Here is a 13,982-nt window from a genome sequence, read left to right as displayed (position 1 = left end):
CTTTCTAAGTGAGAAAAGAAAATGTCAAAAGAATTTAGCCGCACACAACGTGTGTCTCAGCAGCTTCAAAAAGAGCTTGCGCTTATCCTACAACGTGAAGTTCGTGACTCACGTATTGGTATGGTAACTATCTCAGACGTAGAAGTGTCTCGTGACCTTGCTTACGCAAAAGTGTTCGTGACTTTCCTATGTGTTGGTGAGCAAACACCGGAATCATGCCTTAAAGCTCTTAAAGAGCATGAAGTGCCAGTTCGTATGGCTCTTGGTAAGCGTATTCGCCACCGTCTAACGCCTGAAGTTCGTTTTACTTACGACAACACACTAGTAGAAGGCATGCGTATGTCTAACCTAGTAAGTGAAGTTCTGAACGATGATAAGCGTAAGCAAGAAGAAGCTGGCCGCACTGACGAAGCTCAGTCTAAGGGCGAAGAGTAATGGCTCGCCGTCGTAAAGGTCGCCCTATCAACGGGGTAATTCTATTAGATAAGCCGACTGGCATTTCGTCTAATGATGCACTGCAAAAAGTAAAGCGTATTTACTTTGCAGAGAAGGCAGGGCACACCGGTGCTCTGGATCCTCTTGCGACTGGCATGCTGCCAATTTGTCTTGGTGAAGCAACGAAGTTCTCTCAGTTTCTTCTAGATTCTGATAAGCGCTACGTTGTTATCGCTAAGCTTGGTGAGCGTACCAATACCTCTGACTCTGATGGTGAAGTGGTAGAGACACGTGATGTTAACGTGACTCAAGAACAGCTTGAACGTTGCATTGCGAGCTTCAAGGGTGAAACCGATCAGATACCATCAATGTTTTCGGCATTGAAGTATCAAGGTAAGCCTTTGTACGAATACGCACGTGCAGGTATCGAGGTTCCTCGTGAGTCTCGTAAGATCACTGTGTACTCTATTGAACTGCTTCGCTTTGAAGGTGATGAAGTTGAAATGGAAGTGCATTGTTCGAAAGGCACATACATCCGCACAATTACCGACGACCTTGGTGAAATGCTAGGTTGTGGTGCTCACGTGACCATGCTTCGTCGTACAGGTGTCGCAAAGTACCCATACGAGCGTATGGTGACTTTGGAGCAGTTAAACGAGATCCTAGAGCAAGCACAGGCGCAAGAAATTGCACCGAAAGAGCTGCTTGATCCACTGCTGATGCCAATGGACACTGCCGTTGAAGACTTACCAGAAGTAAACCTGAACGCGGAACTGACTGACCTAGTTCAGCACGGTATGCCAGTTCAGGTTGCTGGTGCGCCAACTGAAGGCACGGTTCGTATGACAAGTGGCGAAGAGAAGCTGTTTGTCGGCGTAGCTCAGATTGCTGAAGATGGCCGAGTTGCACCGAAGCGTTTGGTTGTTTTCAGAGATGAAGAGCCACAAGCGTAGCGCTTACATCGGATCTTAGCGCTGAGTCGTGAAAAGCGAGCAAATAAGATAGAAAGCGAACGCCTAATTTAGGTGGTTCGCTTTTTTCGTTTTTAATGGGTTCGATTGTTATTGCGCCAACTGACAAACTTCCCTATAATCCTCGGCTCGCGTAGCGGCTGAATCAGAGATTGGCTGCTACAAATATAAACTTACTCTTATCAGGAGAGAATTATGTCTCTGAATGCAGAAACTAAAGCAGCAATCGTTGCAGAATACGCACAATCTGAAGGCGACACAGGTTCACCAGAAGTACAAGTAGCACTACTTACTGCTTCTATCAACCACCTACAAGGTCACTTCAAAGCGCACAAACACGATCACCACAGCCGTCGTGGTCTACTACGTATGGTTTCTAGCCGTCGTAAGCTTCTTGATTACTTGAAAGGCAAAAACCTTGCTCGTTACCAAGACCTAATCAAGCGTCTAGGCCTACGTCGCTAATAGCGATGTCTGCAAAGACAGTTTGAAGAAAAGGAGCATTTATGCTCCTTTTTTTGTGCCTGTAAGAAAATGCTAGGCTGGATGCTCAGAATATCATCTGGCTTTTTCTGATAGGAAATATATCTCCTAATAAAAATAGTTTATACTACGCCCGCCTATAGCGTTTTCAGCGTTTGGCAATCAACCTCTCAAGAGATTACAGTCACAGATGTCGGCCAATAGGTCGCGACTATTCAAAGGCGGATTTGGTCTTAATTCGGCGTATGAACACATACAAAGAGTCACCATCCTAAGTCCCTTTTCACTAGTCGCGATTGGTAATGTCTTGAGTCATTATTCACTTAATCTAAAGTCTGACTTTAGAGCTAAGGATATACAATGTTTGAAAAACCAGTTGTAAAATCGTTCCAGTACGGTAACCACACCGTTACTCTAGAAACGGGCGTAATTGCACGTCAAGCTACTGCTGCTGTAATGGCGACTATGGACGATACTTCAGTATTCGTTTCTGTTGTTGCTAAGAAAGAAGCAGTTGCAGGTCAAGACTTCTTCCCACTAACAGTAAACTACCAAGAGCGTACATACGCTGCGGGTAAAATCCCTGGTGGTTTCTTCAAGCGTGAAGGTCGTCCATCTGAAGGCGAAACACTAACAGCTCGTCTGATTGACCGTCCAATTCGTCCACTTTTCCCAAGTGCGTTTAAAAACGAAGTTCAAGTTATCGCTACGGTTGTTTCTATCAACCCTGACGTAAACCCAGACATGATCACTATGATCGCAACATCTGCTGCGCTTGCTATCTCTGGTGCTCCATTCAATGGTCCTATCGGTGCTGCACGTGTTGGTCACATCGACGGCGAACTTGTTCTTAACCCATCAAATACTGAGCTTGAAAACTCTAAACTAGACCTAGTTGTGTCTGGTACAGAAGGCGCAGTACTTATGGTTGAATCTGAAGCAGATAACCTATCTGAAGAAGAAATGCTTTCAGCTGTTGTTTACGGTCACGACCAACAACAAGTTGTAATCAAAGCAATCAACGAGTTTGCTGCTGAAGTTGCAACTCCATCTTGGAACTGGGAAGCACCAGCAGTTAACACTGAGCTTAAAGCTCAAGTTGCTGAACTTGCTGAAACTCGTCTATCTGACGCGTACCAGATCACTGAGAAAATGGCTCGTTACGAGCAAGTTGGCGTAATCAAGAACGACGTTGTTGAAGCTCTAATTGCACAAGACGAAAACCTAGATGAGCGCGAGATCCGCGGCATGCTTGGTTCTCTAGAGAAAAACGTAGTACGTAGCCGCATCATCGCTGGCAACCCACGTATCGATGGCCGTGAAAAAGACATGGTTCGTGCGCTAGACGTACGTACTGGTGTTCTTCCACGTACACACGGTTCTTCTCTATTCACTCGTGGTGAAACTCAAGCACTTGTTACTGCAACGCTTGGCACACAACGTGATGCTCAAATCATCGACAGCCTGATGGGTGAGAAGAAAGACAACTTCCTTCTACACTACAACTTCCCTCCATACTGTGTAGGTGAAACTGGTTTCGTTGGTTCTCCTAAGCGTCGTGAAATTGGTCACGGTAAGCTTGCTAAACGTGGTATCCAAGCAGTAATGCCTTCTGTTGAAGAATTCCCATACACAGTTCGTGTTGTATCGGAAATCACAGAATCTAACGGTTCTTCTTCAATGGCTTCTGTATGTGGTACATCTCTAGCTCTTATGGATGCTGGTGTTCCAATCAAAGCTTCTGTTGCGGGTATCGCAATGGGTCTTGTTAAAGAAGGCGACGATTTCGTTGTTCTTTCTGACATCCTTGGCGACGAAGATCACCTAGGTGACATGGACTTTAAAGTAGCAGGTACTAACGCTGGTATCACTGCACTTCAAATGGACATCAAGATCGAAGGTATCACTAAAGAGATCATGCAAATTGCACTTAACCAAGCGCAAGGTGCACGTAAGCACATCCTTTCTGTAATGGATGAAGCTATCTCTGGTGCTCGTGAAGATATCTCTGAATTCGCTCCACGTATCCACACAATGAAAATCAGCTCTGATAAGATCAAAGATGTTATCGGTAAAGGCGGCGCAGTTATCCGTGCTCTTTGTGAAGAAACTGGTACTACAATCGAAATCGAAGACGATGGCACAATCAAGATTGCTGCTACTGAAGGCGCAGCTGCTAAAGAAGCTATCCGTCGTATCGAAGAGATCACAGCTGAAGTTGAAGTTGGCCGCATTTACCAAGGTAAAGTTGCTCGTCTAGCTGACTTCGGTGCATTCGTTACTATCCTTCCAGGTAAAGATGGTCTAGTACACATCTCTCAAATCGCTGACAAGCGCGTTGAGAAAGTGTCTGACTACCTAACTGAAGGTCAAGAAGTTCCTGTTAAGGTTCTTGAAATTGACCGTCAAGGCCGTGTACGTCTAAGCATGAAAGAAGCAGTTGAAACGCCAGCTGAAGGCGAAGCACCTGCTGCTGAGTAATTCTCAGTGTGTCGATGGTGATATCGCTTTTTAGTGATTTCTAACCTATCGTCAACAAAGCATGTTATAAAGGGGAGCATATCGCTCCCCTTTTTTATTGCGGTCATAACAGGAGTAATTATTTGTGAAATGGTTTCAAACCGCGAGTATGTGTTTACTGCTTGTACTAACAGGTTGTGCGACAACATCAGATAACACCTCAAGTTGGGTTTATCCACCGATGGCTGTGCCACTGCAACCAAGCGTTCAGCAAGAAGTTCAAATTGCACGTCTTAGTCAGTTATTACAGCGCCCAGATTTGAACGATGAAGTTCGAGCTAAGATGCTGTTTGAACGTGGTAACTACTACGACAGTGTTGGCCTGCGTGATCTCGCGCGTCTCGACTTCAACCAATCTCTTTCATTGAACCCTGCTCAACCTGATATCTTCAATCTTTTGGGTGTTTACTTTACGCAGGTAGGGGAGTTTGATGCGGCTTATGAATCTTTTGATTCTACGTTAGAGCTTGATCCTGCAAACTCTTACGCAGAAAGGAACCGCTCTATCGCGCTTTACTATGGCGAGCGTTACGACTTAGCCAATGAAGAGATGATGAAGCACTATGCCGACGATCCTAGCGATCCGTTTCGCGCTCTGTGGTTGTACATCATTCAGCATGAGCTGACGCCAGAGCAGGCTAAGCTTGATTTGCAAAAACGTTACGAGAGCCGTGATGAGCAGTGGGGTTGGGTATTAGTCGCGATTATGCTTGATGACATTACTGAAGAGCAGGCTTTCAAGGCGATCTTAACCGGTACTCGTGACAACACGTTACTTGCGCAGCGTCTAACAGAGACGTACTTCTACCTTGCTAAGCGTTACCATATGAATGGTGATTACGCGAATGCTATCTCTTTGTACAAGTTAGCGGTTTCTTTTAACGTGTATGAATACGTAGAACACCGTTACTCTTTCTTAGAGTTAAGCCGTATCTTCACCACGCTTAAAGCTGAGCACTTAGCACAAGTTAAGTTAGCTGAGGCCGAAGAAGAAGCTAACGCTAAGTAAGCAACACATTTTGATTCCGAAAAGCCGCTGCCTGTCAGCGGTTTTTTTATGCTCCTTTTTTATGATCTTCATCTCGTTTTGATTGCTTTTTATTTAAACAACACTAAAATAGTTAGTCTTACTAACTAAATGCCATTCTTTGATTAGGTGAGTATGCTGAACCAGAATTTAGAAAAGATTGAGCGCTTCGCCTCTAAGATATGGCGCACTCAGGTAAATGAAGATCCTATTTGCCAATTGAGCTTCAATGAATATGACTATTTGAAGGTCATTCAAGCCTCTCCTGAACCGATCCGATTGACAGATCTGGCGATTGAAATGCAAGTAACCAAGCCTTCAGCAACTACTATGGTTCAAAGGTTAGAGAGAAAAGGTCTCGTTGAGCGTAAAGCTTCGCTCGAAGATGCGAGGTCTAAGTTGGTCGTACTGACCAGCAAAGCGGAAGTCGGATTGGAAGAAGAAAGTAAGATCTATCAGGTCATGGCACAGATACTGGAAAGCCGTTTGTCTGAGCAAGAATCTCAGCAGTTAAACCTATTATTAAATAAAGCTTTAAAGTAAATAATTTAGATATTTAGTTAGCCTTGTTAACTAATTTTTCGAGTCATATCTTGTTGATATGCGACTCACAAATGAAAGTAGAGTAAGAAATGAGTAACTCAATTAGTCGTCAATTTTGGCGATACACAATCCCTACCGTGGCGGCCATGTTGGTTAATGGCCTGTACCAAGTGGTGGATGGCATCTTCATTGGCCGCTATGTGGGGGCTGATGGACTTGCAGGTATCAATGTTGCGTGGCCTGTGATTGGTTCGATTCTTGGTATTGGTATGTTGGTGGGTGTGGGCACAGGTGCGCTTGTCTCGATTCGCCAAGGTGAAAAAGATACTCAAGGCGCTAAGCAGATCTTAGCAACGGGCTTAACCTTGTTGTTAGCGATAACGCCTATTGTCTCTGCATTGCTGTTCTTGTTTGCTGATAACTTCTTGCTTTGGCAGGGCGCTGAAGGGCGAGTGTATGAACTTGGTCTGCAGTACTTACACATTCTGATTGGTGCTAGTGTCTTCACGCTAGGTTCGATCGCGATGCCGTTTCTACTGCGTAACGATGACAGTCCGAACTTAGCGACGATACTGATGATCGTTGGTGCGGTGATTAATATCGTGCTCGATTACCTGTTTATCGCTCTCTATGGCTGGGAGTTGATGGGTGCAGCATTAGCAACAGCGATTGCCCAGTTTGTAGTAACGGCTCTCGGCTTGGCTTACTTCTTCTCGCGTCGAGCAAACCTACGTTTACGTTGGAATGAGTTGAGATTGAAGCTGGATGTGATTCCACAAATCTTCGCCATTGGTACATCAAGCTTCTTTATGTACGCTTATGGTTCGATGATGGTGGCGCTTCACAATGCGTTGTTCTCTCAATATGGCGACCAGTTGATGATTGGTGCGTACGCGATTTTGGGCTATATCGTGACGGTTTATTATCTCACGGCTGAAGGTATCGCCAACGGCATGCAACCTTTGGTGAGCTACAACCATGGTGCGCGTAACCAAGCGAACATCCGTAAGTTACTTAAGATAGCGATGATGAGTTCAGTATTGATTGGTGTGGCGTTCGTGCTGCTTCTCAATGCGTTCCCACGTGAGTTTGTATCAGTATTTAACTCAGACGAACCTCAGTTGGTTGAGTACACCGTGTTGGGTATTCGCCTTCACATGTTTGCACTGGCGCTGGATGGCTTCTTGGTAGTCGCAGCTGCTTACTATCAAGCGGTGAACAAGGGCAGCAAGGCGATGTTTGTGACTATAGGTAATATGCTTATCCAACTACCGTTCTTGTACATTATGCCTAAGTTGTATGGTGTGCCGGGGATCTGGATTGCGTACCCACTGTCTAACATCGCACTAAGTGTGGTGGTGATGGTAATGCTCTACAAAGACTTAAAGAAGCTCGATGCCTCACCGATGGAAACAGCGACGGCATAGGCCGTGTTTCTTAAGTCGCATTAAAAAGGTCTAGCGAACGCTAGACCTTTTTTGTATCTGTTGCTGGTTAGTCCAATGCGAGGAACTAGATGTTCTTAACGTCTAAACCTGCAAGCTGATGCCAGTAACCATTACATTGGCGGCTTTCAATCTTCATCGGTTTTTGACCTTGCTCGTTCGCTCTGAAGTTGTTGATTTCAGAGAAGGTATCGATACCGAGTGGGCTTAAACGAACCACATCAACCAGGTCGTGCATGTTTGGCAAATCATTGACTAGGTTGTAGCAGTAGCCTGATTGCGTCTGGATACCATTAAGGTTGAATACTGATTGGCCTTCTTGGCTTTCTACTTGTAGCCCTGTTGGGTACTTGATACAGCAGGTTTCGCAATCGTCTTTAGCTTTGTTTTCCGCGCGAGCGGTAAAGCAGCGTGCTGAGTAAGCAAGCGGCAGGTAGCCGTGGCTAAACACTTCAACTTCGAATTTGTTACGAATATTTAGCTCTTCGCACTGGGTCATTACGTTGCTTAGCCATTCGCGAGAAAGCTCAACCGGCATACACCAACGCGTCATGCCTTGTTTCAAGAATAGGTTCAGGGTGCGTGCGTTGTAGGTGTTTACTGCCGGGCCAACCACGAAAGGTACTTTGCTTTCGCTGGCCAGTTGAATAGCAGACACATCATTGGCTTCGATCGCAAAGTCACCGTTATCGATGTACTTCTTCATGATGTTGACTTCGCTTGGTGCTTCTAGCAATGCCATGGTGGAAAGTACGACTTGCTTACCTGAAGCCGACAGCTCTTTAGCAATGTCCATCCAGTGTTTCGCTTTCATCTCACGACGCTTTGAACACACCGCTTCACCTAGGTAGATGATATCGGCAGAGCTTGATTTCGCTTGCTCATAGAAGCTTTCAACGTCTTGTTTTGGCCAAAAATAAAGTAGAGGGCCTAATGCGTATTTCATTGAGTTCTCCATTTGGCTCTATTGCCATTTACGGTGATAAGCGCCAAGCGTGGTTTGTGTACCTTCAGATACATTCGCCAGTGTCGCATTCCAAGCTTGTTCCACTTGGTATTGTTCTGGGTTCGCTAAGTAGCGATCGATAGCTGCGCGCCAAGTGCGAGTGACTTGTTCAACATAAGCCGGGCTGCGTTGGCGACCTTCAATCTTCACTGAGGCAACGTTTGCCGCGAAAAGCTCAGGCAACATGGATAGCGTGTTGAGGCTGGTGGGCTCTTCAAGTGCGTGATAGCGCTTACGTTCACCATCGATCTCGGCTTCAAAGCGGCCTTTACACAGCGTTGGGTAACCTGCGTTCTCACCTGCTTCATACTTATCGATAAGGATTTCGTTCAAGCGAGACTCGAGGCCAGTTTCTGTTTCTTGCCAGCGAACGTATTTTGCGGGAGAACAAGCACCAACGGTATTTGGTGATTCGCCTGTCATGTATGAAGAGAGGTAGCAACGGCCTTCTGCCATGATGCACAAGCTACCAAAAGCGAATACTTCAAGGTCAACGTCAGAAGTGATGTTACGAGAAAGCTGTTTGACCTGATGAATCGACAACACACGCGGCAGTACGACACGCTTAACGTTGAAGTTTTTATGGTAGAAGTCGATAGCCGCCGCATTGGTCGCAGATGCTTGCACTGATAGGTGCAGTTCGAGATCTGGATACTTATTTGCTGCGTACTCAAGCACCGCGATGTCTGCGATGATCAGCGCATCAACACCCAGAGCAGCGGCGTTGTCTACGGCATTAGTCCAACGGTCGAAGCCATTTGGGTGAGCAAACGTATTTAGGGCAACATGAATTTTCTTGTTGTGGTCATGTACATACTGCACAGCACGATCGAGCTTTTTACCCGCAAAGTTTAGGCCTGCAAAGTGTCGGGCATTGGTATCGTCTTTGAATCCGATATAGACAGCATCCGCACCACAATCAATAGCGGTTTTCAAAGCAGGTAAGTTACCCGCTGGGCATAAGAGTTCCATTTGCTCACTACCAGTAGAATTAAGTTGAAGCGAGCATTTTATGAAGAATTGTGAATGACGGAATTGATGTAAGGCAGGTTTAGATGGATAAATCTGCTTTTACTCCGTTTGAGGTACTGACGAGTGACCGTTTTACATGTTGGCTTGGTTTAAATATGAGGTACTTGATTAGTTCTTATGACGGCGGTTTTGGGCAAACAACTCTTCGACATCTTGTTTTGGTTGCGGACGGTAGAAGTGGAAGCCTTGAATCGAACTACAGTTGAGGTTCGATAGCAGAGTTGCTTGCTCACTGGTTTCGACACCTTCAGCAACCACGGTCAAATCGAGAGATTTACCTAGGTTGATGATGTTTTCAATTACGGTGATTTGCTTTGGTAGGGTATCGATATCAGAGATGAAAGCACGGTCTATCTTAAGCTCATCAATTGGGAAGCGAGCAAGGTAAGACAGTGAAGAGTAACCTGTACCAAAATCATCAATGGAGAGAGCAAAGCCAAGTTTCTTGATGGCGTTAAGCATTTGGAGTGTGTGTTCACTATCACTCATCACCGCACTTTCCGTTAGCTCGAACGTAATCGCACTTGGATCAAGCTCGGTCGAACGCAGTAGCTTTTCCATGTAATCAATCAGTTTCGGGTTACCAAACTGTTCTGGTGAAAGGTTGATAGCCACTCGACCTGGAAGGATACCTTGCATCTTCCAGCGCTTAACCGTAGCAAATACTTCACGCATTACCACTCGGCCAAGTTGTTCAATAAGCCCTGCTCGTTCCGCCACAGGAATGAACGCGGCCGGACTGATATAACCTTCGACAGGATGCTTCCAACGTACCAGAGCTTCAGCGCCGTTGATGGTGAAATCACGGGCATTCACTTTCGGTTGATACCAAACCTCAAGTCCATTTTGTTGCAGTGCTTTTTGGAGCTCTATCTCAAGCCACAGTCGCATACGCGCTTCTTTATTCATCTGTTCGTTGAACTTGATCAGACGATTACGACCACGATCTTTCGCTTCATACATTGCTGTGTCTGCATTTTGCAGCAAGATACGAGCATCAGTACCATCTTGAGGAAAGCTCACACTACCAATAGAGCAGGCTAAGCGCTTGCTAAAGTGGTGAAGATCGAAGGGTTGATTGATCAGGGAAATGATCTTTTCAGCGAGCATTTCAGGTGTTCGCTGATGTTCAGGTTCTGGAAGGATAATACCAAACTCATCCCCGCCTAAATGTCCAATCACGGCCTTACGAGGCAGTAAGCGTTTAAGACGCGAAGCGACCTCTTTAATCACCTTGTCACCGATGTGATGACCAAGTGAGTCATTGATATTTTTAAAGTTATCAATGTCTAAGTAGAGCATCACCACCGGCGTATCGTTGTGAATGAACTGCTCAAGACGCTTAGTAAACCCAACTCGATTGTAGAGTTTGGTCAGTGCATCTATGTAGGCATCTTCACTGTTTGCTGGTGTGTATTGTTTTGCGGTTTCTTGTGCGTCTTGAATAAGCACCAGCTGAGTGTTGCTTCCAAGAACGGTGGTGGAGTCGATGTTGAGCTGGACCTTACGTTCAAAGCCGCATCGCGCACCCGTTAAGCAAACCAAACCAGACTCAGAAATAATAGAGCTGAGGTTATTATTGAAGACTGTTTTGGTTTGTTCATCGATAAATAGGCGTCCCAGCTGTTCGCCAATTAACTCTGTGGTTGAGTTAAAGCCAAGCAGGCGCGCTGCCGCTGGGTTGGATGACAAGATATAGTCACTTTCAACGAGCAGTAATCCGTCAGGGAGTAGTTGAGATAGTTTGTGGAATTTGGCTTCGGATTCTTCTAAAGAACGGACAAGTACTTGGTTTTCTGATGTGTCGAAGGCGTGAAAGACGATGTAGTCGGTTTTGTTGCCATTGGTAAGCGGAGATAGGCTGAAATGAAGGCTGGTATCGAGGTCTGTTTCGTTGAGGGTGACTTCGGCCTCAATCGTTTCGCCACTGAATGCACGCTCATAGTAAGGCTTGAGATGTTGGTAGAACTGTTCGCCCAATGTTTGGCGATCATTCATGCCTGCAAGCTCTGTTTGACTCAAACCAGCAATATCGCAGTAACGCTCATTCACCATAAAATAGTTATGTTGAGCATCAAGTACTGCAAAAAAGAACGGACTATTTGCAGTTAGCTGGGTAAACCAATGTTGTAGTTGTTGGGGAGGCATCAAAGTACTACCAATTCTCCAAGAGCTTGAATATTCACTATCGATAAATATTTATTACTTTTTGTGTGGCTATCGATATTTACCTGTGAGTGCAGCGATCCGCTGTAATTCTCATTACCTGAGTTACTATAACTGTGATTTTCAGGATATTAAAGGTCGAGTATCAAACAGAAGTTAATTTGATACATAACAGTAACTGAGATCTCAACATCATCTATGATGCATTCCATATTATTGACAAAGTTACGGATAAGTCACGTGATAAACAAGATTCGCACTCAACTAGTTCAAAATGCCGCATCAATTTTGCGATCTCCAGTCCAGTTATTGCCTAAAACAGTACAAAAAAGAGCCTTATTGGAGGCGCTTAAGAATGTATTCAAGGAAGCTTTAGAGGACGGTGACTTTGAGTTTTTAGAAGACAAATGGCTGAAAGTCTCAATAAAAGACATGGGGTTAAGTTGGTGTATTAGCTACAAAAATGAGCAACTGGTTGTAGCTGATAAAGAGGTGGTTGAAGATGTAAGCTTTAGCGGCAATCTTAACGATCTTGTGTTGATTGCGGGGCGTAAAGAAGACCCAGATACGCTTTTCTTCCAACGTAGACTGTCTATTGAAGGCGATACCGAGCTCGGTTTAGAAGTTAAAAACTTGATGGATAGCGTAGATTTGGACTTATTGCCGACTCCTATGAAAACTTTGTTAAATCAATTAGCTGATTTTGTGCAGAAGGGAGTACAATCCCCAGATACACAAAGTGAGGTAATGAATGCTTATTCGAACTGAAGCACCGGCAGATATACTTGTCATTGATCGTTTATTGAAATCTGTTTTTGAAACAGATGCAGAAGCTAACTTGGTTATGAGCTTGCGTGAGAATAGCCATTTAACGCTATCGCTGGTGGCTTGTTCTGATGAAGGCGAGGTGGTTGGTCACCTGATGTTTAGCCCAATTACCCTTAAAGGTGACGATCACAACTGGCAGGGGCTTGCACCACTTGCTGTGAAAGAAGAGTTCCGCAACCAAGGCATTGCTAAATCACTGGTTGAAGATGCTTTCTCTACTTTGGTTGATTTTGGTTACCCAGCCTGTGTCGTGCTTGGTGATCCTGCCTATTACGGTCGCTTTGGTTTCAAGGCTGCGAGTGAATTTGGTTTGAGCTGCACTTGGGATGTACCTGAAGGAGCTTTCCAAGCTATCGAGTTAGTTGAAGGTGCGCTTGCAGGGCATTCTGGTGAGATTGCTTACAGTCCTGAGTTCAACGACTTATAAGCTGATTTATCACGCAACAAGATACAAACTGATTTAGTCTAAATAAAGGAGCTTGATGCTCCTTTATTTTTTGTTAGTATCAGCCCTGCTCTAATAAGCGCTCTTTCAATAGAGGCAGCTTTCACAAAACTAGTTCTAACAAACTTCTGGTTTCAATAAACTTTGGCTCCAATAAACTTAAGGTTACTACCGCTAGATATGTCACAAACACACGCGCAATACCTACATGAGATGGGCATTAGCCAATGGGAACTAAGTCACCCAGAGCGTTTAGCAGGTTATGAATCTGAATTGACTCCGCTCTCGAGCGATTGCAAGTTACTGTTGGTTTCGCCTGAAAAACCTCAGGAAGATCTCGCCGTGATGTTTGAGCGAGTACTCAAAAGTATCAAGCTCGACTTATCTCAGGCTTTACACCTTCAACCGCAACACTTGTCTACTGTGGATTTAGGTTCGGTTGAGTGGATATGGTTTGCTGGTTGTGAGTCGGCTCAAGAGCTGAAGGCTAAAACACTTCAATCGCCATTACTGTCTGACATTAACGGTAACAACCAACACCGCCGCGACTTATGGCAACAAATTTGTGCTTATGACTAATCAATTTTTACCGACTTCACAACAACACCTAGACGCCATTTGGAAGATAGAGCAGGCCGCGCATTCTCACCCTTGGTCTGAAAATATGATCCGAGATCTTGATAGCCGAGGCGCTTGTCATCATGTCCTTGAAGTTGATGGACAAGTGGTGGGCTATTTCTTCGCGCAAAACATCGTTGGCGAAGTCACATTGCTTAATATCGCGGTAGACCCAAGCCAGCAAGGCAAAGGGTATGGAAAAGCGTTAACGGAACATTTCCTTGATATGTGTGAGCAAGCTGACGCGGAAAGTGCTTGGCTAGAAGTTCGCGAAAGTAATGTGAACGCGTTTAATCTTTACGAAAAGGCAGGCTTCAACGAAGTTGATCGCCGTCGTAATTACTATCCAACTAAACAAGGCAACGAAGATGCCATCATTATGAGCTATCTTTTTATGTCTTTTAGCTAACTAGATAGCTAATCACAAAATTAGCCAAAAAATAGGGTGTAAACTGACCCTTTA

At 45.0% G+C, this 13,982-nt stretch carries 14 protein-coding genes; 11 read left to right on the top strand and 3 right to left on the bottom strand.

Features of this window, described 5'->3' with window-relative positions:
- Positions 1 to 21: 21 nt before the first annotated feature.
- From rbfA to AB6E52_RS00590, 7 genes are all read left to right on the top strand, one after another.
- A complete protein-coding gene (gene rbfA, locus AB6E52_RS00620; protein WP_017059232.1) occupies positions 22 to 435 on the top strand; it encodes a 30S ribosome-binding factor RbfA in 414 nt (137 codons plus the stop codon).
- Positions 435 to 1,388, top strand: coding sequence for a tRNA pseudouridine(55) synthase TruB (gene truB, locus AB6E52_RS00615; protein ID WP_017059233.1), 954 nt, complete (start codon positions 435 to 437; stop codon positions 1,386 to 1,388). The genes rbfA and truB overlap by 1 nt, the downstream gene beginning before the upstream one ends.
- Positions 1,389 to 1,601: 213 nt before the next feature.
- The gene (gene rpsO, locus AB6E52_RS00610) at positions 1,602 to 1,871 is read left to right on the top strand and encodes a 30S ribosomal protein S15 (RefSeq protein WP_010436144.1); all 270 of its coding nucleotides are present in this window, start codon (positions 1,602 to 1,604) and stop codon (positions 1,869 to 1,871) included.
- 378 nt (positions 1,872 to 2,249) lie between these two features.
- Positions 2,250 to 4,370, top strand: coding sequence for a polyribonucleotide nucleotidyltransferase (gene pnp, locus AB6E52_RS00605; RefSeq protein WP_017059234.1), 2,121 nt, complete (start codon positions 2,250 to 2,252; stop codon positions 4,368 to 4,370).
- Between the two features lie 124 nt (positions 4,371 to 4,494).
- Positions 4,495 to 5,418 carry a lipoprotein NlpI gene (nlpI, locus tag AB6E52_RS00600; RefSeq protein ID WP_017059235.1) on the top strand — a complete coding sequence of 308 codons (924 nt, stop codon included), beginning with the start codon at positions 4,495 to 4,497 and terminating at the stop codon, positions 5,416 to 5,418.
- A 153-nt stretch (positions 5,419 to 5,571) separates the two neighbouring features.
- Positions 5,572 to 5,979 (top strand): MarR family winged helix-turn-helix transcriptional regulator, encoded by a 408-nt coding sequence (locus AB6E52_RS00595; protein ID WP_017056675.1) that lies wholly within the window; start codon positions 5,572 to 5,574, stop codon positions 5,977 to 5,979.
- An 89-nt stretch (positions 5,980 to 6,068) separates the two neighbouring features.
- Complete coding sequence (locus AB6E52_RS00590; protein ID WP_017065966.1) at positions 6,069 to 7,406, top strand: MATE family efflux transporter; 1,338 nt, start codon at positions 6,069 to 6,071, stop codon at positions 7,404 to 7,406.
- A gap of 85 nt (positions 7,407 to 7,491) precedes the next feature.
- Here AB6E52_RS00590 and AB6E52_RS00585 read toward each other — a convergent pair whose 3' ends face one another.
- The 3 genes from AB6E52_RS00585 to AB6E52_RS00570 all read right to left on the bottom strand — a co-directional run bounded on the left by AB6E52_RS00585 (position 7,492) and on the right by AB6E52_RS00570 (position 11,610).
- Entirely contained in the window at positions 7,492 to 8,370 is an 879-nt protein-coding gene (locus AB6E52_RS00585; RefSeq protein ID WP_017059237.1) for a U32 family peptidase, read from the bottom strand.
- Between the two features lie 18 nt (positions 8,371 to 8,388).
- A complete protein-coding gene (locus AB6E52_RS00580; RefSeq protein ID WP_017068227.1) occupies positions 8,389 to 9,402 on the bottom strand; it encodes a peptidase U32 family protein in 1,014 nt (337 codons plus the stop codon).
- A 168-nt stretch (positions 9,403 to 9,570) separates the two neighbouring features.
- Complete coding sequence (locus AB6E52_RS00570) at positions 9,571 to 11,610, bottom strand: bifunctional diguanylate cyclase/phosphodiesterase (protein WP_017059239.1); 2,040 nt, start codon at positions 11,608 to 11,610, stop codon at positions 9,571 to 9,573.
- 258 nt (positions 11,611 to 11,868) lie between these two features.
- Here AB6E52_RS00570 and AB6E52_RS00565 point away from each other — a divergent pair, with 258 nt between their 5' ends.
- From AB6E52_RS00565 to rimI, 4 genes are all read left to right on the top strand, one after another.
- A complete protein-coding gene (locus AB6E52_RS00565) occupies positions 11,869 to 12,396 on the top strand; it encodes an SCP2 domain-containing protein (protein ID WP_029235120.1) in 528 nt (175 codons plus the stop codon).
- Complete coding sequence (locus tag AB6E52_RS00560) at positions 12,380 to 12,883, top strand: GNAT family N-acetyltransferase (protein WP_017059241.1); 504 nt, start codon at positions 12,380 to 12,382, stop codon at positions 12,881 to 12,883. Before AB6E52_RS00565 ends, AB6E52_RS00560 begins: the two co-directional genes overlap by 17 nt.
- Before the next feature lie 198 nt (positions 12,884 to 13,081).
- Positions 13,082 to 13,480, top strand: a complete 399-nt coding sequence (locus tag AB6E52_RS00555; protein WP_017063280.1) for a DNA polymerase III subunit psi — start codon at positions 13,082 to 13,084, stop codon at positions 13,478 to 13,480.
- Positions 13,473 to 13,928 carry a ribosomal protein S18-alanine N-acetyltransferase gene (gene rimI, locus AB6E52_RS00550; protein ID WP_017063281.1) on the top strand — a complete coding sequence of 152 codons (456 nt, stop codon included), beginning with the start codon at positions 13,473 to 13,475 and terminating at the stop codon, positions 13,926 to 13,928. The genes AB6E52_RS00555 and rimI overlap by 8 nt, the downstream gene beginning before the upstream one ends.
- Positions 13,929 to 13,982: the final 54 nt, after the last annotated feature.

The sequence above is a fragment of the Vibrio sp. 10N.247.311.13 genome, assembly GCF_041467595.1.
Classification (GTDB): Bacteria; Pseudomonadota; Gammaproteobacteria; order Enterobacterales; family Vibrionaceae; genus Vibrio; species Vibrio crassostreae_C.
Note: the sequence above shows the minus strand (reverse complement) of the source record. Positions and strands in the feature narration are given on the sequence as shown.

What these genes read in the sequence shown, in the direction of transcription:
- AB6E52_RS00590 (WP_017065966.1), top strand. Translation starts at nt 6,069, where the DNA reads ATGAGTAACTCAATTAGTCGTCAATTTTGGCGATACACAATCCCTACC.
- AB6E52_RS00585 (WP_017059237.1), bottom strand. Translation starts at nt 8,370, where the DNA reads ATGAAATACGCATTAGGCCCTCTACTTTATTTTTGGCCAAAACAAGAC.
- AB6E52_RS00595 (WP_017056675.1), top strand. Translation starts at nt 5,572, where the DNA reads ATGCTGAACCAGAATTTAGAAAAGATTGAGCGCTTCGCCTCTAAGATA.
- AB6E52_RS00555 (WP_017063280.1), top strand. Translation starts at nt 13,082, where the DNA reads ATGTCACAAACACACGCGCAATACCTACATGAGATGGGCATTAGCCAA.
- AB6E52_RS00560 (WP_017059241.1), top strand. Translation starts at nt 12,380, where the DNA reads ATGCTTATTCGAACTGAAGCACCGGCAGATATACTTGTCATTGATCGT.
- rpsO (WP_010436144.1), top strand. Translation starts at nt 1,602, where the DNA reads ATGTCTCTGAATGCAGAAACTAAAGCAGCAATCGTTGCAGAATACGCA.
- rbfA (WP_017059232.1), top strand. Translation starts at nt 22, where the DNA reads ATGTCAAAAGAATTTAGCCGCACACAACGTGTGTCTCAGCAGCTTCAA.
- AB6E52_RS00570 (WP_017059239.1), bottom strand. Translation starts at nt 11,610, where the DNA reads ATGCCTCCCCAACAACTACAACATTGGTTTACCCAGCTAACTGCAAAT.
- AB6E52_RS00580 (WP_017068227.1), bottom strand. Translation starts at nt 9,402, where the DNA reads ATGGAACTCTTATGCCCAGCGGGTAACTTACCTGCTTTGAAAACCGCT.
- pnp (WP_017059234.1), top strand. Translation starts at nt 2,250, where the DNA reads ATGTTTGAAAAACCAGTTGTAAAATCGTTCCAGTACGGTAACCACACC.
- rimI (WP_017063281.1), top strand. Translation starts at nt 13,473, where the DNA reads ATGACTAATCAATTTTTACCGACTTCACAACAACACCTAGACGCCATT.
- truB (WP_017059233.1), top strand. Translation starts at nt 435, where the DNA reads ATGGCTCGCCGTCGTAAAGGTCGCCCTATCAACGGGGTAATTCTATTA.